This is a genomic window from Nitrobacter hamburgensis X14 (genome assembly GCF_000013885.1).
GTDB lineage: Bacteria > Pseudomonadota > Alphaproteobacteria > Rhizobiales > Xanthobacteraceae > Nitrobacter > Nitrobacter hamburgensis.
Genome location: NC_007964.1, coordinates 1,556,479 through 1,576,196, shown reverse-complemented (window position 1 = coordinate 1,576,196; position 19,718 = coordinate 1,556,479). Strand labels below are relative to the sequence as shown.

The 19,718-nt window shown below is 64.2% G+C and carries 15 protein-coding genes and 4 pseudogenes; 8 read left to right on the top strand and 11 right to left on the bottom strand.

The annotated features are described in order from the left end of the window. Positions 1 to 21: 21 nt before the first annotated feature. The 5 genes from NHAM_RS07090 to fliL form a co-directional block, all read right to left on the bottom strand. Entirely contained in the window at positions 22 to 3,831 is a 3,810-nt protein-coding gene (locus NHAM_RS07090; RefSeq protein ID WP_011509902.1) for a tetratricopeptide repeat protein, read from the bottom strand. 98 nt (positions 3,832 to 3,929) lie between these two features. Beyond that, positions 3,930 to 4,730: a MotE family protein gene (locus NHAM_RS07085; RefSeq protein WP_011509901.1), complete on the bottom strand. Its 801-nt coding sequence runs from the start codon at positions 4,728 to 4,730 to the stop codon at positions 3,930 to 3,932. Further along, complete coding sequence (locus NHAM_RS07080) at positions 4,727 to 5,161, bottom strand: DUF6468 domain-containing protein (protein ID WP_011509900.1); 435 nt, start codon at positions 5,159 to 5,161, stop codon at positions 4,727 to 4,729. Before NHAM_RS07080 ends, NHAM_RS07085 begins: the two co-directional genes overlap by 4 nt. Beyond that, complete coding sequence (gene fliM / locus NHAM_RS07075) at positions 5,158 to 6,363, bottom strand: flagellar motor switch protein FliM (protein ID WP_011509899.1); 1,206 nt, start codon at positions 6,361 to 6,363, stop codon at positions 5,158 to 5,160. Before fliM ends, NHAM_RS07080 begins: the two co-directional genes overlap by 4 nt. Before the next feature lie 12 nt (positions 6,364 to 6,375). Next, on the bottom strand, positions 6,376 to 6,870 hold the full coding sequence (fliL, locus tag NHAM_RS07070) for a flagellar basal body-associated protein FliL (RefSeq protein ID WP_041358861.1): 495 nt from the start codon (positions 6,868 to 6,870) through the stop codon (positions 6,376 to 6,378). Between the two features lie 367 nt (positions 6,871 to 7,237). On the opposite strand from fliL, the gene flgF reads away from it, so the two are divergent. From flgF to flgH, 4 genes are all read left to right on the top strand, one after another. Next, positions 7,238 to 8,005 carry a flagellar basal-body rod protein FlgF gene (gene flgF / locus NHAM_RS07065; RefSeq protein WP_011509897.1) on the top strand — a complete coding sequence of 256 codons (768 nt, stop codon included), beginning with the start codon at positions 7,238 to 7,240 and terminating at the stop codon, positions 8,003 to 8,005. A gap of 12 nt (positions 8,006 to 8,017) precedes the next feature. Continuing rightward, entirely contained in the window at positions 8,018 to 8,806 is a 789-nt protein-coding gene (gene flgG, locus NHAM_RS07060; protein ID WP_011509896.1) for a flagellar basal-body rod protein FlgG, read from the top strand. 107 nt (positions 8,807 to 8,913) lie between these two features. Then, positions 8,914 to 10,035 (top strand): flagellar basal body P-ring formation chaperone FlgA, encoded by a 1,122-nt coding sequence (gene flgA, locus NHAM_RS07055; protein WP_011509895.1) that lies wholly within the window; start codon positions 8,914 to 8,916, stop codon positions 10,033 to 10,035. Positions 10,036 to 10,040: 5 nt separating this feature from the next. Further along, positions 10,041 to 10,799, top strand: a complete 759-nt coding sequence (gene flgH / locus NHAM_RS07050) for a flagellar basal body L-ring protein FlgH (protein WP_011509894.1) — start codon at positions 10,041 to 10,043, stop codon at positions 10,797 to 10,799. A 116-nt stretch (positions 10,800 to 10,915) separates the two neighbouring features. Here flgH and NHAM_RS26130 read toward each other — a convergent pair. Then, positions 10,916 to 11,290: pseudogene (locus NHAM_RS26130) on the bottom strand (transposase); the annotation flags it as partial. Between the two features lie 54 nt (positions 11,291 to 11,344). Here NHAM_RS26130 and NHAM_RS07040 point away from each other — a divergent pair. Further along, a pseudogene (locus tag NHAM_RS07040) lies at positions 11,345 to 12,412 on the top strand (IS256 family transposase); the annotation flags it as partial. Positions 12,413 to 12,463: 51 nt separating this feature from the next. Here NHAM_RS07040 and NHAM_RS07035 read toward each other — a convergent pair. After that, positions 12,464 to 13,681: an IS110 family transposase gene (locus NHAM_RS07035; RefSeq protein WP_198137033.1), complete on the bottom strand. Its 1,218-nt coding sequence runs from the start codon at positions 13,679 to 13,681 to the stop codon at positions 12,464 to 12,466. Positions 13,682 to 13,933: 252 nt separating this feature from the next. Here NHAM_RS07035 and NHAM_RS07030 point away from each other — a divergent pair. Continuing rightward, positions 13,934 to 14,155 (top strand): annotated as a pseudogene (locus tag NHAM_RS07030) (transposase); the annotation flags it as partial. Positions 14,156 to 14,198: 43 nt separating this feature from the next. Here the strand turns inward: NHAM_RS07030 and NHAM_RS07025 are convergent. Beyond that, a pseudogene (locus tag NHAM_RS07025) lies at positions 14,199 to 14,942 on the bottom strand (IS5-like element ISNha7 family transposase); the annotation flags it as partial. Between the two features lie 333 nt (positions 14,943 to 15,275). Here NHAM_RS07025 and NHAM_RS07020 point away from each other — a divergent pair. After that, on the top strand, positions 15,276 to 15,560 hold the full coding sequence (locus NHAM_RS07020) for a hypothetical protein (protein ID WP_011509891.1): 285 nt from the start codon (positions 15,276 to 15,278) through the stop codon (positions 15,558 to 15,560). A gap of 256 nt (positions 15,561 to 15,816) precedes the next feature. Continuing rightward, complete coding sequence (locus NHAM_RS07015) at positions 15,817 to 17,691, top strand: patatin-like phospholipase family protein (RefSeq protein WP_011509890.1); 1,875 nt, start codon at positions 15,817 to 15,819, stop codon at positions 17,689 to 17,691. Positions 17,692 to 17,914: 223 nt separating this feature from the next. Here NHAM_RS07015 and NHAM_RS07010 read toward each other — a convergent pair whose 3' ends face one another. From NHAM_RS07010 to NHAM_RS07000, 3 genes are read right to left on the bottom strand one after another with little or no spacing between them, the layout of a single operon-like run. Further along, on the bottom strand, positions 17,915 to 18,724 hold the full coding sequence (locus NHAM_RS07010; protein WP_011509889.1) for an ImmA/IrrE family metallo-endopeptidase: 810 nt from the start codon (positions 18,722 to 18,724) through the stop codon (positions 17,915 to 17,917). Further along, positions 18,721 to 19,143 (bottom strand): hypothetical protein, encoded by a 423-nt coding sequence (locus NHAM_RS07005; RefSeq protein WP_011509888.1) that lies wholly within the window; start codon positions 19,141 to 19,143, stop codon positions 18,721 to 18,723. Before NHAM_RS07005 ends, NHAM_RS07010 begins: the two co-directional genes overlap by 4 nt. Beyond that, positions 19,140 to 19,718, bottom strand: coding sequence for a hypothetical protein (locus NHAM_RS07000; protein WP_011509887.1), 579 nt, complete (start codon positions 19,716 to 19,718; stop codon positions 19,140 to 19,142). The genes NHAM_RS07005 and NHAM_RS07000 overlap by 4 nt, the downstream gene beginning before the upstream one ends.

The following is a 19,718-nucleotide window of genomic DNA, read 5'->3' as shown; positions in this document are numbered from 1 at the left end:
CGCGGGCCGAGGCCGCATCCGTCAGCGCGATGCCTCGACCTGCTTTAGTCCCACGATCTGCGGCAGCGCGCCCGTGGGAGCGGAATCCGCCTTCGCCACTTCCGGCGGCAGCGGCGCCCTCGCCGTCATGTCGGGAAAGCGCGATTTCATCTCGCGCAGGAAACCGTCGAGCGTATCGACCTTCGCCGCCATCCTGGCGATCTGCTCGAACTCGGCGCTGTTATCCGAGGCGGGCTTGCTCGCGGTATCGAAGGCGAGCTTGTCGGCGGTGCCGCTCATCAGCGGCGCATATTTTTCGCGGAAGCGCCCAAGCCCCAGCGCATCGTCGGCGAGCGCATAGCCGATCACGGCGCGGATGATGTCACCCTTCTCATTCGAGGTGAGCGGTTTGAAGTCGCGCCAGCGCTCGCCGTAATAGAGCTCGATCTGTTCGGACGCCTCGCGCCAGCGCCGCGACGCCCAGTAGATATCCGAGCGCAGGCGGATCGCCTCGCGCCCGGTGAGATTGGAGATGATGTCGAGGGCGAGATCGCGGCGGCCGATGTCGCTCTCCGCGCGCGCTTCGAGCAGCAAACGTTGCTGGCGTAATTCGCCGGCGAGGTCGGCGATCCGCGTGGTGCGAAGTGCAGCTATCGCCCGGTCCGGCTTACGGTTCATCAGATAGACCATCGCAAGCCGCGCGGCGACCTGCGCCCGCGCCGCGCCCTCCAGCCGATGATCGACCTGGTATTGCAGGAGGTCGCCCGCCTGATCGAGCAGATCGACGCCGACCAGGCGATCAGCGAGCCGGCGGATCATTTCGTCGCCACGGCGACCGATCGGCGTCAGATCGCGATAGTCATAGAACATCGCGAGCGCATCGACCGGCGGAAGATTGTCACCTCTGGAACTGAGGAAGAGCTGGGAGAACAGCGCCGACGCGTCGTCCTGAATTTGGCGCGACACCGCGGAGTCCGGTTCCAGTTTGGTGGCGGTCCTTGAGACCGCCAGCGCCTCGGCATAGCGGCCGGCGTCGGTGTAGAGCGCCATCAGCATTTTCAGCGTCTGCACCTCCAGCCGGTCGCCGCGCCACATCACCGACAGCGTTTCGAGATCGCGCAGCGCCTCCTCCGGCTTGATCTCGTTGCGCTTCTGTCGCAACGCGATGTCGTGAATCTGCGCCTCAGCCGCGGCTTCACGGTCCGGCGAGGCCATCGCCTCCTTGTATTGGGCAAGCGCGTCCTTGTCGCGCCCGAGCGCTTCCGACAGCCGTCCGCGCATGACCGTAATGGCGGGCTTCATCTCGTCGGGAACGCCGATGACGTCGAGATCGCCGCTGCGCGCCGCTGTGCCGGAATAGTCCCCGACCTCAAGCGACGCCCGCATCGCATCGGCGACGATCAGGCGCTGCAAATCGATCGGCAACGCGGAGATCGCGAACTGGGCGTTCTTGAACTTCTCCCGCGCCTCGGCCCACTTGTGCTGCCGCGCCAGCGCAAGCGCCTTCCAGAGCTGGGAATCGTAGTTGGCGCCAATCACCGGATTGGCGAGATCCCGCCTCGCCGCCGCCGTATAATTCGTCAGCGAACTCGCTACCGAGTGAACGATCAGCAGAACCGGATCTTCCTGTCCGGGGTTCTGTTCGGACAGCGCGAGGTCGAGAACCGCCTTGGCTTCGTGATAGAAGCCGCGCGCCATGTAGAACCGGGCGAGATCGATCCGCGCCGCGGTCCGTGCGTCGTCGTCACCCGCCGTCGACGCCACGTCGACCAGCTTGTCGAGCCGCTGGAAGAAATTTGCCTCGCTGTCCTTCCGCCACTCCTCGACATCGAAGATCGGCCGTGCCGCGGTCGCGCCGCGCTCGGGCCCGGCATTGGCCGCCGACAAGGTGAGACCGCCGGGCCGGGTCACCGTGACCTTGTCGGGTGCTATCTCGACGGCGATATCGTCGGCCTTCGGCCCGATCACCACGCCATGGGTCGACTCGCGCAGCGAGAACTCGACGAACTCCTGGTGCCTGACAAAACCCTGCGCCGGCGGTAGCGCGGTGACGACCATCAGGGCGCCGCCGGAGTCGGGATCGACGATCCGGTGCAGCCTGCCGGTGCCCGCGAGCGGTATGGTGACGCTCGCATGGATGCGATCGACGACATTCCGCTGCGCGGTCAGCGCGCGCAACGGCTTCTGCACGGCATCGGCGAACCTCACCTCCCAGCGCCGGCCCGGCGCGACGGGTGCCGAGCCGTCGGGATCGCCGGCCGAGAGCGAGGCCAGTTGCGGACGGGTCAGGCGGATGCGGATCGCCTGTCCGTTGTCCACGGGGCGGCGGTCGACGTCGGTGATGAGCGATCCACCCTCCTTCCGGATCGCACTGATGTCGATCGGCTTGTCCGAGTCGAACACCAGCCACACCGTATCGGCCCGGCGAAACAGCGCCGCCGGCGTCGGCTGGCTGAAGCCGAACGTCAGGCGCAGGCCGTCGCTGCGCCTGACCGCGTTGAGGGTCACGGCGTCATTGGCGATCCCGTCCGCCGATGGCGCCGGCGACGCCGCAGGTTTTGACGCCGCGACCTTTGCGGGGTCCGGCTTGACGGGACTATCCCTGGCCGGTGTATCCTTTGCCGGTACCGCCTCCGAAGCGGCGACCTTCGGCATTGGCGCGGGCGGCATGGGCGCGGGCGGCGCTTCGGCGGCGGCAGCAGCAGGCTTTTCGGCCGGAGGCTGAACCGCCGCAACGGGTGCGGCGACGGCCGGCGCCGGTTCGGATGTTGTCGCCGCCGACGCCGATTTGCCGTCAGGAGATTTGACGTCAGGGGATTTGACCTGGGATGCGGCGGGCTTGACCGTCAACCCGGCCTGCTCGGCAATCGTCTGCGAGGTCGGCGGCGGAATCCCGGCGGACTTGCCGGGCGCGGCAGCGGCGCTGGCCTGCTTCCTCGCCCCCGATTCCGCCGGTTGCGCTTCGGACGATGCAAGCGGCACCGGCAACACCGGCTGGTTGTCGGCCTGCCGGAAACCGATATCGACGATGTAGTTCTTCTCCTCGCGGAACGAATGCACATCGACATCGCCGATCAGCTTGACGTCGATCCGCGAGCCGTCACCCTCGACCTTCTGTGCGATCGAGGCGACGTTGGCCGGCGCCACCAGCTTCGCGTCGGCGAGGTCGAACGTCAGCGCCGGCTTGAACAACAACGCGAGCTTCTGCTCGTTGAGGACGGAAGACACGCCGGCGCCGTCGGGCAGTTCGAAAACGTAACGCACGAAGGTCGGCTGCACCGAAGCGCGCACGCGAACCGGCGGACGCTTCTTCGCCGCTTCCAGGGTACGCTGTTCGCGCAAGGCGCGCTCCGCGGCGCGGGCGCGCTCCGCCAGTTCGCGAACCACCTCCTGCGGCAATCCCGGCGGCGGCCCCTTCCAGCCATCGGGCATCAGATCGATGAACACGCGCTCGCCGGCCGTCATCGTGTTGACGCTGACCTTGCGCGCCAGCGCCAGACGAATGGCCGAACCGTCGGGATCGCGGCGCGCCGAGCCGACATAGTCCGGCACCGCGTCCGACAGCTTGTCGACGGGAATATCGACCGGCCGCTTGAAGTGGATCACAAGGATGGTGCCCGCGACCGTCACCTCGGAATCGACGTCGTCGTCGAGCTTGAGGACGAGACGGGCAAAACCGTTCGCCGCCGCAAAGCTCGCCTCGCCCTTGACGGCCTGCGCGCGGCTGGTATCGGGAAACGCCACAGCGAGCACCAACAACGCAACGCCGAGCGCCGGAATACGGCCGCGCCAAAGCCGGCGCGCGCAGGCACGCGCTTGCGACCAACTTCCAGCGGCAGTCGTCCACACCATTCCGACCGTCTCTCGACCCGACCCGGCGACCGGACGCGCGGGCGCCGGTCGGATTCCACTCTAGAATTGCGAAATTAAGGACTTTTAAACAACGATTATCAGTTGCGAGCTTGCGGCGTCGGCTTGCCCTCGATCTTCGGAAGATCGGCGGCCGCGGTGGTGGTGTCGCCGCTGGCACGGCGCGCCAGTTCGACCGTCAGCCGTTCGGCCGCCTCGGGCGACATCTGACCGAGAATGTCCGCCATCTTGCGCGGCGCAATCTTCGAGGCGATCTCGAACAGCACGGACATTTCCAGGCGGTCGAACACCTTGGCTGCGTCCTTCGGCTTCATGTTCTCGTACGTTGTCACGATATCCTTGAAGCGGGCGGCCTCTGCTTCGTTCTTCTGCCCGGTCGCGGTCGCGATCCGTGCCTCGATGCCCTTCATCTCCTCGACGCGGCCCTCGAGGCGCTTTTCGGCGGATTTCAAAAGGCTCTCGCGAATGTCGATTTCCCGAGCGCGCGCTTCGAGTTCCTGCCGCCGGCTCTGAAGCCGTTCGAGGATCGCGCGTTCGGAAGGCGACACCGACTGCCCCGGCTCGGGGATGGTGATCGCGCCCGCCTTCGCTACTTCGGGAGCGCCCGGTTTGGACTCTTCCTTCTTCGCCTCATCCTTGCCGGCAGTATCCTTCTTCGATTCGTCTTTCTTCGCCTCGACCGATCCGGTGATGTCGCCGGCATCGCGAGTTCCGCCCGGAAAATTCAGGTTTTCCTGGGCCCATGACAGTCCGGTCGAATTCGGCCGATCATCGAAGACGTAGCCGCCATCGACCACGAGCCCCGCGACCTTGAGCACCGCGAGGCCGAAGATCGCGACCGCCACGACCGGAATGACCCGGATGTCCCTGAAGGCGTTCATGCAGCGAGGCCGCTGGCCCTTTTGCGTTCGGAAAATGCCCGCGCCGCCGCGGCGACCGAGCGGGCATCACTGGCCACGGCCTCCGGTTCCGGAGCCGTTGCCGGCCGCGCCGCGAGCGCGATCCTGGTCAGCCGTCGCATCACTGCATCGCCCTCCGCCAGTTGCTTCGCCAGCTGCCGCGACAACTCGGTGGCCGACTCAATCTGGTTGCCGAGATTGTCGTTGACGTCACGCACGGTGTGCTTCAGCCCGCCGATGGCGCGCTCGGCGATCTCCGTCGCCGTGATGAGTTCGCCGATGGTCGCCTTCAGCGACTGTTCGTCCGCCCTCAGCCGCTTCAGCCGCTTGTTCAGCAGCATGCAGTAACCCAGCGTCAGAACGAGAAGAACCGCGACAAGGCTCTCGATCGCTAGTCCGAAAGAGTGGTTCATTGGGCCTCCATCATCTTGGTCTGTTCGTCCGCCCTCTCGAACATGGCGAAGGTCGTGTTCGGTTTGCGCAAATGCCTCGACACGCGAATGGCGACGCGGTCGCCGACGCGCCCCATGCGGCCTTCGGTCAGCGTGACGCTGCCGCAGCGCACCGCCACCGACGCATCGGGGCGCATGTCCAGCGGCAGCGTGTCGCCGACCTTCAGGGCCATGAGCTGCTTGAGCGGGATTTCGGCCTCGTACAGCACCGCGTCGACGGCGATCTGCGCCTGCGCGATCTCGGTGGCGAGGTGGCTCTCCCAGATCGGATCGCGGCCGAACTTTTCGCCCATGAACATCTGCAACAGCACGTTGCGGATCGGCTCGATGGTGGCGTAGGGAAGCAGCAGTTCGATGGTGCCGCCGCGGTCTTCCATGTCGATCCGTAGACGGACCAGGATCGCCGCGTTGGCCGGGCGGGTGATCGCCGCGAAACGCGGATTGGTCTCAAGCCGGTCGATCGAGAACGTCACCGGCGACAGCGGCCGGAACGCCTGCTCGGCATCGGCCAGCACGACCTCGACCAGCCGCTTCACCAGATTGGTTTCGATCGTGGTGTAGGGCCGGCCTTCGATCCGGAGCGAAGTCTGGCCGCGACGGCCGCCGAGCAGCACGTCGATCATGGAGTAGATCAGGCTGGAATCGACCATCGCCAGCCCGAAGTTCTCCCACTCCTCGGCCTTGAACACGCTGAGCACCGCGGGCAAGGGAATCGAGTTCATGTAGTCGCCGAAGCGGACCGAGGTGATGCGGTCGAGCGAGACCTCGACGTTGTCGGAGGTGAAATTGCGCAAGGAGGTCGTCATCAGCCGCACCAGGCGGTCGAACACGATCTCCAGCATCGGCAGGCGCTCATACGACACCATCGCCGAGTCGATGATCGCCCGGATGCCGGAATTGTCGTCGACGTTGATCTCGCCGACGCTGAAGCCAAGCAGGCTGTCGATTTCCTCCTGCGACAGCACCCGTTCGCCGCCGTTCTTGCCGCTGCCGAAATTGCGGCCGCCGTCGTCGACCATGGCGGCCCACTGTTCCGCCATCGCCTCCGTAAGTTCATTGGCGGCGGCCGACTTCGCGGCCTCGGCGGGATCCTCCGAGTCGAGCGAGGCTTCCCACTGGGCTGCGATTGCATCCTGGTCGAGCTGATCGTTATCGTCCGCCATGATCCCACCCTCTCACTGGATGACGACTTCCTTGAACAGCACGGCATTGACATGGCCGGGCGAGATCGCGGTGTTGACCCGCTTGGTCAGTTCTTCCTTCAGACGAAACAGCCCGGCTGAACCGTTGAGATCGCTGGGGCGCAGTTCGCGCATATAGGTCTGAAAGAGATCGGTGACCCGCGGCAGCGCCGGCTTGATTGTCTCGACCTGCGGCTCGTCCTTGACCTCGAGAACGACCTTCACTTTCAGGTATTGCACCCGCTCGCCGGGCGCCCCGACCAGATTGACCAGCATCTCCGGGACATCGACAAAGGCCGGCGGCTTCGGCGGCGGGGCTTCCGCGTGGCTTTCGTCGCCGTGATGGCGGAAGAAAAAGAACCAGGTGCCGGCGCCGCCGACCAGGCAAAGCACCGCGACGGCCGCGACGATCAGCTTGAGCCTGCTCCTGGGAGCGGGCGGCGCGTCGCCCTCGGCTGCCGCTTTTCCGGCCTGATCTTTCTCTGCCATCGTCAGTTCGCCCGCTAACAGGGTCGGTCCGATGCCGCCGAGCAGGCCGGATACGCGAAACAGATGCCCCCGGCGCACACGCGCCCTGTTGGCGTTAACACTAGGTTCGCAATGGTTAATGGAACCTTTCTTTTAACCATACACTAGGAAGATTTTGCCGGGCCGGTATGGTCAACAGGACCTTAATTGCCGCCTGTTCCGGCCGGCTGATTTCCATAATACGCTGAAAATACATATCTTTCAGACTTGGCACGGCTTTCGCTACTCCCCTGGCGAACCGCAGGCTTGGGAGAGCCGTGGGGTTCGAAAACGATCCGGCGGCGGCCTGGGAGGGCCTTCACGCGGGTCCTCAAGGGGAGAACCACCGATGGAGAATACGCTCCTCATCGGACTGTCGCGGCAGATGATGCTCGAACGGCAGATGGATGTCGTTGCGAACAACGTCGCGAACGTCACCACCAACGGTTACAAGGCCGACCGCTCGCTGTTCGAGGAATACCTGATGCCGGGCGCGCACGAAGACAACTTCGTCGGCCGCGACCGCCGCCTCAGTTTCGTCCAGGACCGCGCCACCTTTCACGACTTCGCCGGCGGCCCGACCGAGCAAACCAAGAACCCGCTCGATGTCGCCATCGACGGCAAGGCGTTCCTGGTGGTGCAGACGCCGGCCGGCGAACGCTACACCCGCGACGGCGGGCTGCAGATCAATGCGCAGGGACAACTGGTGACGGCATCGGGCAATCCGGTGCTCGGCTCCAACGGCCCGATCACGTTCCAGCAGACCGACCACGACATCACGATTTCCAACGACGGCACCGTGACCGTGCTCGAAGGCGTCAATAACGCCGCCGACTCGATCCGCGGCAAGCTGCGGCTGGTCTCCTTCGCGCAGGCGCAGAAGCTGCTCAAGGAAGGCTCCAACCTCTACTCCGCCGGCGCAGGCAACTCCGCCCGGCCCGACACCAGCGCGCGAGTCCATCAGGGGTTCATCGAAAAATCCAACGTCAATGCGGTGACCGAGATGAGCCGCATGGTCGAGGTGTCGCGCGCCTACACGCAGATGGCGACGCTGCTGCAACAGCAAAGCGACCTGCAAAGATCGGCCATCGAAAAACTCGCCGACGTTCCGGCATAAGGAAACCAGACCATGCGCGCTCTTTATACCGCGGCGACCGGAATGGCGGCCCAGGAGCTGAACGTCCAGGTCATCTCCAACAACATCGCGAACCTGCGCACCACCGGTTACAAGAAGCAGCGGGCCGCGTTTCAGGACCTGATCTACGACCACGTCCGCCGCGTCGGCGCGCAGGCCTCGGATCAGGGCACCATCCTGCCCGTGGGCATCGATCTCGGCGGCGGCGTCAAGACCGTCGGCACGCCGCGGCTGATGAGTCAGGGCACGCTCTCGCAGACCGGCAACGATCTCGACATCGCCATCCGCGGCGAAGGCTTCTTCAAGATCCAGATGCCGGATGGCACCTATCAGTACACCCGCGACGGCACGTTCCAGATGGACAACCAGGGTCGCATCGTCAACGCGCAGGGCAATCCGGTGCAGCCGACGATCACGATCCCGCAAAATTCCGCGGGCATCACCATCAACGCGCAGGGCCAGGTCTCGGTGACGCTGCCGGGGCAGACCACCCCGACCGTGCTTGGCCAGATCGGCCTGACCCGCTTCGTCAACAAGGCCGGCCTGCAGCCGGTCGGCGACAACAACTTCACCGAGACGCCCGCCTCCGGTCCTCCCCAGGACGGCATCGCCAACATCGACGGCTACGGCGACATGCAGCAGTCGAGCCTTGAGCAGGCCAACGTCGAGGTGGTCTCCGAAATCTCCGATCTGATCGCCGCGCAGCGCGCCTACGAGATGAACGCCAAGGTCATCAGCGCCGCCGATCAGATGCTGCAATCCGCATCCGCGCTGTTCCGCTAGAGTCTGATTCAACTGCGTTGAACCAGACTCTGATCTTTTTAATTGAGCATGATCCTCTCCGAAAACCGGTTTCCACTTTTCGGGATCATGCTCCAGGGAGGCTGACCATGGCCGTCCGTTCGCTTTCCGTCGCCGCCGCGCTGCTGGCGGTGTCCGTTCCGGCGCTGGCCGCGAACGAGGCGGTCCCGCCCCGCGTCGTCGTGGCGAGCGCAATCCAGACCGCGGCCGCCATTCCGGTCCCCGTGCTGCGCGCCGACGTCAAGGTCACAAGCGAAGTGGTGCGGATCGGCGACGTCATAGACAACGCCGGCGTCGCTGCACAGATCGCGATCTACCGCGCGCCCGATCCCGGCACCACCGGCACCCTGCCGGCCGCCCAGGTGATCGACGCCTTGCGCGCCCATCAGGTGATCGGCGTCGATACTCACGGCATCCGCAACGTCGTGGTGACGCGCCTCGCGCGCACGATCGATGCCGACGCCATCGAATTGCAGATCGCCGTCGCGCTCGAGCACCGCCACGGGCTCGGCGACGCCAGGGACCTGTCGCTGACCTTCGACAAAGACCTTCGGACGATGCGGCTCGATGCGACGAACAGTGGCGCCATCAACGCGGTCGTGACCCGGTTCGACCCGCGTAACGGACGCTTCGACGTCACGCTCGAGGTCGGCAACGACTCCGGCGGCGCGCCGGCCCGCCTCCGCTTCACCGGCACCGCCGTCGAGACCGTCGAGGCCGCGGTGCTGGCTCGCGACGTCGACCGCAACTCGCTGCTGAAATTCTCCGATGTCGTGATGGAGCGCCGGCCCAAAGCCGAGGTCGGCAACGATGCCGCGAACCGCGACCATGTCATCGGAATGCAGGCGCGGCGGCAGATGCGCGCCGGTCAGGCGCTGCGCCGCGCCGACCTGACCAAGCCGGACCTGGTGCAACGCGACCAGGCCGTGACCCTGATCTACCAGGCCGCGGGAATCTATCTCACCGTGCGCGGCAAGGCGACCGAGTCGGGTACCGAGGGCGACGTCGTCAGCGCCCTCAACCTGCAATCGAAGCGCACCGTATCCGGCGTGGTGGTCGGGCGCGGCCAGGTGTCGGTTTCTCCGGTCGCGCCGATCGTCCCGCGTAGGCTGGCGAGCGCCGCGCCGGCTACCGAAGCCCCGGCAATGGCCGCCGCATCCGCTCCGGTCTCCGTCGGCAACAGCGCGCCTGTATCTCCAAAACCTGAGTAACGTTCATGTTGAAGTCCGCGAACATCAACCGCATCGTTCTGACCGGCACGTTGCTGGCGGCCGCCGGCCTCGCCAGCGGTTGCTCGTCCATCGATCGTCTCTCGCAAATCGGCGAGCGGCCAAAACTGACCGCGATCGACAATCCGACGACGCAACCCGGCTACAAGCCCGTGCAGATGCCGATGCCGAAGCCGGAACTGGCGTCCTATAACGCCAACTCGCTGTGGCGGAACGGCTCGCGCGCGTTCTTCAAGGATCAGCGCGCCGCGCGGGTCGGCGACCTCCTGACCGTGACCGTGAACTTCACCGACAAGGCCAACATCGCCAACGAAACCCAGCGCAGCCGCACCAACAAGGAAGACTCCGGCATCACGGATTTCATCGGCAGCAAGGTCATCAAAAATCCAGCAACCGCGGTACTGCCGGGCCGCATTCTGACCGCCGACTCCACCGCCTCGAGCGACGGCAAGGGATCGGTGCAGCGCCAGGAAAACCTGCAGACCAGCGTCGCCGCCGTCGTCACCCAGGTGCTGCCGAACGGCAACCTCGTGGTCGAAGGTAAGCAGGAAATTCGCGTCAATCTGGAAATCCGCGAACTGATCGTCGCCGGTATCGTTCGTCCCGAGGATATCCAGAGCGACAACACCATCGACTCCAGCAAGATCGCGCAGGCCCGCATCTCCTACGGCGGCCGCGGCCAGATCAGCGACGTCCAGCAGCCGCGCTACGGTCAACAGGTCATGGACGTGCTGCTGCCGTTCTAGCAGGCTGTTGAAGAAGTTTCCCACGGAGACGGATATGGAATGGAGTCAGCGTGATCTGCGGGCGGCGCCACCATCAGGGTCCTGATCGAGCATCTTGACGGTGCACGACTTGTGTTTCACGCGGCGGCTGCCAGGAGTTTGGGCAAGCGGATCAGGTTGTAGGCCGCCAGCGCCAGGGTGAAGGTGGCGTTGACGCGGTCGCGGCCTCGCAGCTTGATCTTGGCAAGTCCGGCGGAGGCCTTGATCCAGCCGAACACCTCCTCGATGCGCTTGCGACAGCGTTGGCTGACGGCATATCCGGCATGACGGAGAGTCCTCTGGTCGATCGCGGTCTTGCGCGGCTTTCCGGTCTTGCTCAAATGCCCGTCGATGGCGATGTGCGGCGTGACCGAACGCCGTCTTAAGTCCTCGACGAATGCGGTGACGTCATAGGCCTTGTCGGCGCCCAGCGTGATCCGCCGCTCGCTTTGGCCGCGGTGGCAGTCGATGACACTGTCAGGAATTTCGTGTGCGGGCGTGCATAATGGGTAAAAAGGATTCCCACTATGGCCCGACGCAAAGACCCTGCGATACCAAATGATCTTCTCGACCAGCTTCTGGCGGGAGGCGCAGCCAGTGCAGCCTTCGAACAGGGCGGCCTGCTGGATTCGCTCAAGAAGGCTCTGACCGAGCGCGCGCTAAACGCGGAGATGGACCATCATCTGGCGAGCGGCGAAGACGCTGGCAATACGCGTAACGGCTACGGCCGCAAGACCGTGACGACGGAGACCGGCAAGCTGGAGATCGACATACCGCGCGATCGCCAGTCGAGTTTCGATCCGCAGTTGATTGCCAAGTATCAGCGCCGTTTTCCCGGCTTCGACGACAAGATCGTGTCCATGTATGCGCGCGGCATGAGCACCCGGGAGATCACCGGGCACCTGCGCGATCTGTACGGTATCGAGGTGTCGCCGGACCTGATCTCAACGGTGACGGACGCCGTTCTCGACGAAGTCGCCACCTGGCAGCAAAGACCACTCGATCCGGTTTATCCGCTGATCTTCTTCGATGCGATCCGGGTCAAGATCCGCGACGAAGGGATGGTCCGCAACAAGGCCATCCACATCGCGCTGGGGGTCCGCGCCGACGGCGCCAAGGAGGTGCTCGGCCTGTGGCTCGAGCAGAACGAAGGCGCCAAATTCTGGCTGCGGGTGATGAACGAGCTCAAGAACCGCGGCGTCGATGATATCCTGCTGGCCGTCGTTGATGGCCTGAAGGGCTTCCCCGATGCGATCACCGCTGTGTTCCCGGAGGCGGTCGTCCAGACGTGCATCGTCCACCTGCTGCGCAACTCCATGGACTTCGTGTCCTGGAAAGACCGCAAGGGGCTGGCGACAGCGCTCAAGGACATCTACCGCGCCGTCGATGCCGATGCTGCCGAAAAGGCGCTGGCGGCGTTCGAGGCCGGCCCCTGGGGCCAGCGCTACCCCGCCATCGGCCAGAGCTGGCGGCGCGCCTGGGGCGAGGTCATCCCGTTCTTTGCCTTCCCTGACGAGGTGCGTCGGATCGTCTACACAACGGATGAGATCGACAAGCAGTTTCTTTCCGGTCGTGATATTATTTTGCTGCGTGGGCGACCTCGTGGCGGAGCGCGGTGCATCGGCTGAAAGCGCTGCCGGGCAGCCTTATTCGAGCCTTGCCGGATTGAGGCGCCCGCGCGCCTTTTTTGGCGGGCGCGGGCGCCAGGCTTCGACAAAGTGCTCGTAGCCCTTCTGTGCCTGTTCGGCGACGCGCATTTCCTGGTTCCGGAGTTTCTTGACGTTGTAGGCGTAGGCGGGGCCGCGCGTGTTGCCTTTCTTCTGCGGTCGGCCGGCTTGCAACTCCATGCCGCGCATTTTGTGGGCAACGAGACTGGGGCGTGCCCAGAGGTAGTTCGTTTCTTTCGTCAGCATATGCCAGCACAGGACGGTCAGCTTGCGCGCCACTGCAACGGCAGCGACCTGATGGCCCCGCCTGGCCCGGACGCGGACGAAGAAGGCATGGAGTGGGCCTGGCGTCTTGGCGGCTGCCCAGGCGGCTTCCACCAGCATCGCGCGGGCATGACTGCGTCCGACCTTGCTGATCCGCCCGTGATGGGCTGCCCCAAGCCCCGACTGGCGCACGCGTGGGTTCAGGCCGAAGTAACTCACCAGCTTTTGGGGGTTGGAAAAGCGGCCTATATCGCCGATCGCCGCCACTAGCCCGGCGGCCACCGTGAGATTGACGCCAGTGATTGTGAGCAGCCGTTCGATCGCCGTATCGCTGAGGGCGCCCTCAGCGATCTCCCGGTCAAGCACGCCGAGATCCTCTCCCAACCGATCCAGTTCCCGGATATGACGCTCGATCGCGGCGCGCTCGTCATCCGGCACCTGCTGTCGGATGAGCCAGGCACGACCGAGCCGCCCGAACAGGTCGGCATGAGGGCACTGCGGAATCAGGTGAGCATAGAGGATCGAGTGCACCTCGTTCTTGATTCGGGTCCGATGCCGGACAACCTGGTAGCGTCGCGCCACCAGGCGGCGCATCCGCTCCGTGACAGCATCGGGTGTCCAGATCTCCGGCAGGTAGCCGGCTGCATACAAGTTGGCCAGCGTGCCGGCGTCGATCTTGTCGGTTTTCACATGGGCGTGCGCGATCGCCTTCACCTGCAGTGGATTGGCGATCACTACCCGCTTCACGAACGGTGACAGCACCCGAGAGACCGCCATGCAGTTACCGGTAGCCTCGATGACCACCTCGTCGGTGGTCAGAAGCGTTTTGCCGAAGCCTTCCAGCGCAGTTCGCGTCATATCGACCCGACCCATGTGTCGCAGTCGACCATCTTCCCAGATTACTACTTCCCCAAAGGTACGGTGGGTATCAATTCCGATTACACGTCGCATTCCTGTCTCCTCTCGATAATCAGAGGGGAGCGGCGGGCGACACGACAACTACGGATCCGCGCTCTCAGCGCAACCGGGCGAGTCGCAGAGGCGGCCATCTACTAACACGAGCTCGCAGCTCAACGTGCAAGATCGGCCTGCCCGCACTTCGTGCTCCCGGTGCCTCTGTCCCGGATGGTCGCACCATACGCCGCGATCACGAAACCGCAGCCGGACATCGGCACCAAGAATCTCATACCGGTTACAAACTCAATAGAAGCGCTGAACTCGAAACTCCGGCGGGCTGTCAGGGCCAGAGGCCACTTCCCCAGCGACGACGCGGCAACCAAGCTGCTCTATCTGATCTTGAACCGATCGGAGAAAGAGTGGAAAATGCCGCCTCGTGAGTGGACCATGGCCAAGGCCCAGTTCGCCGTCATCTTCGGCGAGCGCTTCATCAAAGCCATGGCGGCGTAATGTTCAACCGCTCGCCCGCACACGAAATTCCTGACAGTCCCCAGTCGATCAGCGCCAACGCCTGATCCCGCTCCGCCGTTCCGGTCGCCCGGCTCACGCCACCCAGCACCGCCAGTCCGTTGCGGTTCTCCATCAGGGCATGGCCGATGTAGCAAAGCTTCGCCGGCTGGCCGCCGCCCTTCTTATAGAGCCGTGCCTCGGGATCGGTCGTGCTCTGATGCGTCTCGTTGCAGCGCTTCTCGTTGTGGAAACTGCGCTCGGCGTTGCGTCCCGGTCCATCACTGTCCTGGTCACCGCCGTCCTTGCGCCGGAAGCTCTTGATCGATGCCCACGCCTCGATCAGCGTGCCGTCGACCGAAAAATGCTCGCTTGATAACAGCCGCTTGACCTGGTGCTGCCCCATCAGCGCGTTCAAGAACTTCGCGGCGATCTCACCTTCAAGCAATCGGTCGCGGTTCTTCGAGAAGGTCGAGTGGTCCCACACCGGGTCGTCCACGCCCAAGCCCACGAACCAGCGCAACAGCAGGTCGAACTCCAGCCGCTCCATCAACTGCCGTTCCGAGCGGATCCCGTAGAATGCCTGCAGCAGCATTGCCCGAAGCAGCTTCTCCGGTGCGATCGAGGGACGGCCGAACGCCGTGTAGAGCTTGTCAAAGTCCCTCGACAGATCATTCAACGCCGCGTTCGCGATCTGTCGGATCGTTCGCAGCGGATGGTCGGAGCGAATCCGAGCCTCCAAGTCCACATAGCTGAACAGCGAGCCTGACCGTTCGTCGCTTCCCCGCATCGCTCCCCCCTCGACGCATCCGCATCAAGAGAATCATGCCCAGAACCGCTGCGCCAGAGACTTCTTCAACAGCCTGCTAGCTCTTTATCAGCTCCCCGCCGCCTCGCGAACCCCAAGCGCGAGACGGTGACGACCCGGCGACGCCACGCGTCGTCCGGTGTTGCGGCCTCCGGCGGCTCCCCTGCCGGAGGCCGTGTCTATTTGCGGAAAGCAGATCAGGCATCGTTCGTTCAAACGGACAATCACCGAAATTTAATGAAACCGGCCTGCCCGCTGCGACTTTGACGGCTATATATGCGTGACAATCCGCACTGAAGACTGCCGGAGCGTCCAATGACCCTCACCATCCGCATCCTGATCGTCCTTGTCGTTTTCTTGAGCGTGATTTCGGAAGCGGCACAGGCGCGCCACCCTCATCGCCATGTCTTCGCGCCGATGCCTTTGGCGCCCGTCGTGACGCCGGCCCCCTCGACAGGCCTCAACACCAGCGTGACGAACCAGCCGGGCGTGCCGAACACATCGCGGCCCGGCACCATCGGAACCGGCGCGGTGCCGAGCGGCCTGAATGGCGACAGCCCCACCTCGCCCGGATTTCCCGGCAAGGTCGGCCGCGACTGAAGCGGTGCTCGACTGCTCCTGAACCAACCCGATGACCTCGGCGTCATGCGCGGCCTTCGCCGTGCACAGAACGGCGCTGCTTCTACTCGCCGCATAGCCGTTCGAAGAACGGCGTCGCTTCCGCTTGATGGATTGCCGGGTCAAGCCCGGCAATGACGATGCGCTGCGGCAAGAATTCCGTTCATCGACCGGCGTTCTGAACTATGCTTGACCCGATTGAACTCGCGACGGCGCGTGCAGACAAGGAGTTGCGGTTTTGACGCCGGAAACCGATCCCGATCTTCAGCAACGCGACGCGCTGCTCCAGACCGTCCTTCGCGGCTATTTTGCGTCCGCCAACGCCGGGATCCTGCGCACCATCCAGTCCGAGGCCGAATATGTCCACCTCGCCTCCGGCGCGACCCTGCTGCGCCAGGGCGACCTCAGCGACGACGTGTACCTCGTCGTGTCCGGGCGGCTGCAAGCCTTTTCCGAAACTGAATCCGGCGTACGGAAAATTCTGGGCGAGATCGGGCGCAGCGAGACCGTCGGTGAGCTCGCGCTGCTCACCGGCGAGCCGCGCCCGGCGACGGTGGTGGCGGTGCGCGATACCTTGCTGGTCAAAGTGACGCGCGCGACGATCGAGCGCGCGATCATGCAGGATCCAAAAATCGAAATGTCGATGATGCGGACCGTGATCCGGCGATTCCGCCACGGCGAGCGCGAGCGCGAGGCGCCCCTGGTACCGGTCAACGTCTGCATCCTGCCGGTCACGTCCGGGCTGGATGCCGCCGATTTCGCGCAGAGCCTGCGCGACGCGCAAGCCGCAGAGGCAAGGCCGGTGACAGTGGTCACCGCCGATGACATCGCCGAGCGTTTCGGCACCACCCCGGTCCACCCGGCCGGACGGCGCCACGATGCGCTTGCCGGCTATATCGACGAGATCGAGGCCCGGAGCCGCGCAGTCTATCTCGCCGCCGACGGCCACGACACCGCATGGACCCGTTTCTGCCTGCGTCATGCCGACGAGATTCTGCTGCTTGCCGACGCCGATCGCGATCCCGGCCGGTCCATGGTCGAGCGGGCCTGCCTGTCGCCGGTAGGCTCCATCTCGATCGCGCGGCAGACGCTGGTCCTGCTGCACAAGGCCGATACGACCATTCCAACCGGCACGGCGCGATGGCTGGATGCGCGGCCGGCTGCGCGGCACTTTCACATTCGTCCGCAGTTGCCGAGCGACATGCGTCGCATCGCTCGCATCGTCTCCGGACGCGGCATCGGGCTCGTGCTGTCGGGCGGCGGCGCGCGCGGCTTCGCCCATATCGGGGTCATCAAGGCGCTGGAAGAAGCCGGCATTCCCGTCGACATGCTCGGCGGCAGTTCGATCGGCGCTGTCATGGGCATGGTGCTGGCGCTCGGACGCAGCGCGGACGAGGTCGCGGCCGCCGTCCGCAAGGCATTTCCCCTGCATCCGACGGGCAACGTGACCGGCGACTACAACTTCATCCCGCTGGTGTCGCTGATCAAGGGTGCACGCTCGCGCGGCGCGACGGCGCAAGCCGTGCGCGACGCCACCGGCCAGGATGCGGTCGACAGCGAGGATTGCTGGACCACCTTCTTCACGATGGCATCAGACTTCTCGACCGGCCGCGAAGCCGTGCTGCTGCGCGGCGACCTCGTCCGCAACGTCGGCGCGAGCTACGCAATCCCCGGAGCACTGCCGCCGGTGTTCGTCGACGGCCACATGATGTATGACGGCGGCACGTTCAATAATTTTCCGGTCGATGTGATGGCGCAGCTCGGTGCCGGCCGCATCATCGGCGTCGACCTCTCGGTCAACCGAGAGCAGGTGTTCGACATAGACCGCGTGCCGGGAATGCTCGCCTTGCTGCGCGACAAGCTCAGGCCGCGCGCGAAGCGACGCTACCCTCTGCCGAGCGTGCCGGAGACGCTGCTGCGGTCGTCCTTCATCACCTCGCTCTCGAAGCAGAAAGCGATGGGGCAGTTCACCGACCTGTTGTTCCGGCCGCGCATCGCCGAAGGTCGCCTGCTGGACTGGAGCCGTTTCGAGGAAGTGGTCGCCGCCGGCTACAGCCAGGCAAGGCAGGTGCTGGCCGGTCTGACCGACGAGCAGCGGGAGATGTTCCAATAGCGAGGCGAAATATGCCGACACACTAAGATCGAGTCAGCTAACCCACTGAAAACATAGGGTGGTGTCGGCTAAGAGTGAGTCTGTTTTTGAATTTAAGACCGAGTCATTTGGTCGTTTTTGACTTTAAGAACGGTTGGATTGCACAAGCCATTGATATTAAACCGATTTAGGGTCGGAGCTTCTTGGTGACGTACGTCACCTTTTGATAGCGGAGGGGAACGACTCACCATCGGCGCTCCCTCGAGCTCGATCGACTTCCACCGTCTTCCCGCAGCATCCGTTCTTCTTCGATAACTAATAGTGTGAGTATCTCAGATGAGGAGATGCGAACGGACTGTTCGCGAATCTCATACCAGCTGGCGCCTTGGGTATCGAACCATGCATCGGCGTTGATTTTCTGAAGGAGGGGCGTCTCGTCCATTTTGCCGGAAAGCACATCGAAAGCAGGGCTTTCACGATCGATCTGCCGCTGCGGAAACCATCTTTCGGGCACTTCGGAAGACCGGGTGAACCAAGCACGTCCGTCCTCTCGATGGCAGACGAGCAAGGTCGGAAGGCGGGCCTTCTCAACCGCGCGGATCGCGGCGGCAGTGAGGCTGACGTTATAGCGTTCCGCGAGCTTGCGGATGCCAGCGAAGTTGAGCTTCGGAAGTTTTCGGACCTCCGGTTCGAACATGTATGAGGGCATCAGGAGATCGGCGGCGAAATCGTCAGCGATCCTTTCCGGATCAAGCGCCCTGAGCGAACGGTTGCCGATGTCAACCTGTCGACACACCAGCGTCTTGCCGCGGTCGCGATGCCAGTGCCCAAGTTCATGGCCCAGCGAAAAGCGCTTTCGTCCGGGAGAGGCATCGCTTCTTATTGTCACGATGGCACTGGAAGCGCTGCCGGCGATCCGCGCCTCGCACTTGTCCAACCGTGCGTATCGGACCTTGACGCCGAGCGTCCATGCGATCGCCTCCAGATCGATTTCCTCCGGCGTCTCCACCCCAAGGCTGAGAAGAAGACGTTCGGCCGTGGAAAGCGAGGTCACGGCTGATCCTCATCCTTGATCCCAAGTTCCTCCAGGTCGGCCAGAAGTCCAAGTGCATCTGTGTCGGAAAGACCTTCGCCTTTCCGAGCGGCCAAGGTGAGTTTGTTTGCAGTCTCTGGGTGCCGGCGAAGTATTCTTTCGAGACGAGCGCGGGCCTCCGTCGGATCGAGACGGATCTCCTTGCGTGGGGATTTGACATCGGCCTCGACTGCCGTGCGGGCAGCAGCCAGCCTGCGCTTGCCGTGGTCGCGTACCGCCTTTTCAAAAACCGCGCGCGCTCGCGCGCTGACTGCTGCCGGGTCGTCGCCACGTTCACATATTTCGGCCGCGAGTTGGTCATCGCTCTTCGAGAGAAGATCTTCGGCGAGGCCGTCGACCAGCCGTGCGTACGCATCGATGCCGAACTTGGAGGTCTTCATGGTTTGTATCCATCTGGAAATGCTTGCTCGATTCGACGCCTGACCAGCCGCCGCTTTGATGCGAACGCGGTCTTGTCGAGATCGAGCACCGTCATCAATTCCTCGCCCTCCATCCCTTCCATCACGCCATCGGCCAGATCCCTAGCGATAGTGTCGTCCTCGAAGAGTCCAAGGACGTCGGACCGGAACTTCTTCTCGAACTCTGCCTGCGCAAGACTAATCTCCGGGTCGGGCCGTTGGTCAGTCGGCTGGAAGGGAACGACGTTTCCGCGGATGTTCGTCGTCGTCGCGTTGTCGAGACCGATCCGGCCGCGACGGTTCTCGTACATCTCGTGGGCGATGCTGCGCATCGTCATAATCAGGAATGCGACCGGTTGGACGTCGTTCGGATAATGACGCCGGCCATCCGCCGTCCTCATTATGGCTTCGTTCAGAAGCTCGTCGCCGTCGGTCGAGCACAATAGTCCGCACCACCGCGCCGCTTCGCCGACGCGTGTCCACTCCGGCTCCGTCAGCCCGTAAAGCGCTGACATGAATTCGTCGACAGTCAGGCTGCCCGACGCCGCTGCATCCAT

Coding starts and splice junctions, on each gene's coding strand:
- NHAM_RS07090 (WP_011509902.1), bottom strand. CDS start 3,831: ATGGTGTGGACGACTGCCGCTGGAAGTTGGTCGCAAGCGCGTGCCTGC.
- NHAM_RS07085 (WP_011509901.1), bottom strand. CDS start 4,730: ATGAACGCCTTCAGGGACATCCGGGTCATTCCGGTCGTGGCGGTCGCG.
- NHAM_RS07080 (WP_011509900.1), bottom strand. CDS start 5,161: ATGAACCACTCTTTCGGACTAGCGATCGAGAGCCTTGTCGCGGTTCTT.
- fliM (WP_011509899.1), bottom strand. CDS start 6,363: ATGGCGGACGATAACGATCAGCTCGACCAGGATGCAATCGCAGCCCAG.
- fliL (WP_041358861.1), bottom strand. CDS start 6,870: ATGGCAGAGAAAGATCAGGCCGGAAAAGCGGCAGCCGAGGGCGACGCG.
- flgF (WP_011509897.1), top strand. CDS start 7,238: ATGGAGAATACGCTCCTCATCGGACTGTCGCGGCAGATGATGCTCGAA.
- flgG (WP_011509896.1), top strand. CDS start 8,018: ATGCGCGCTCTTTATACCGCGGCGACCGGAATGGCGGCCCAGGAGCTG.
- flgA (WP_011509895.1), top strand. CDS start 8,914: ATGGCCGTCCGTTCGCTTTCCGTCGCCGCCGCGCTGCTGGCGGTGTCC.
- flgH (WP_011509894.1), top strand. CDS start 10,041: ATGTTGAAGTCCGCGAACATCAACCGCATCGTTCTGACCGGCACGTTG.
- NHAM_RS07020 (WP_011509891.1), top strand. CDS start 15,276: ATGACCCTCACCATCCGCATCCTGATCGTCCTTGTCGTTTTCTTGAGC.
- NHAM_RS07005 (WP_011509888.1), bottom strand. CDS start 19,143: ATGAAGACCTCCAAGTTCGGCATCGATGCGTACGCACGGCTGGTCGAC.
- NHAM_RS07000 (WP_011509887.1), bottom strand. CDS start 19,718: ATGGATGCAGCGGCGTCGGGCAGCCTGACTGTCGACGAATTCATGTCA.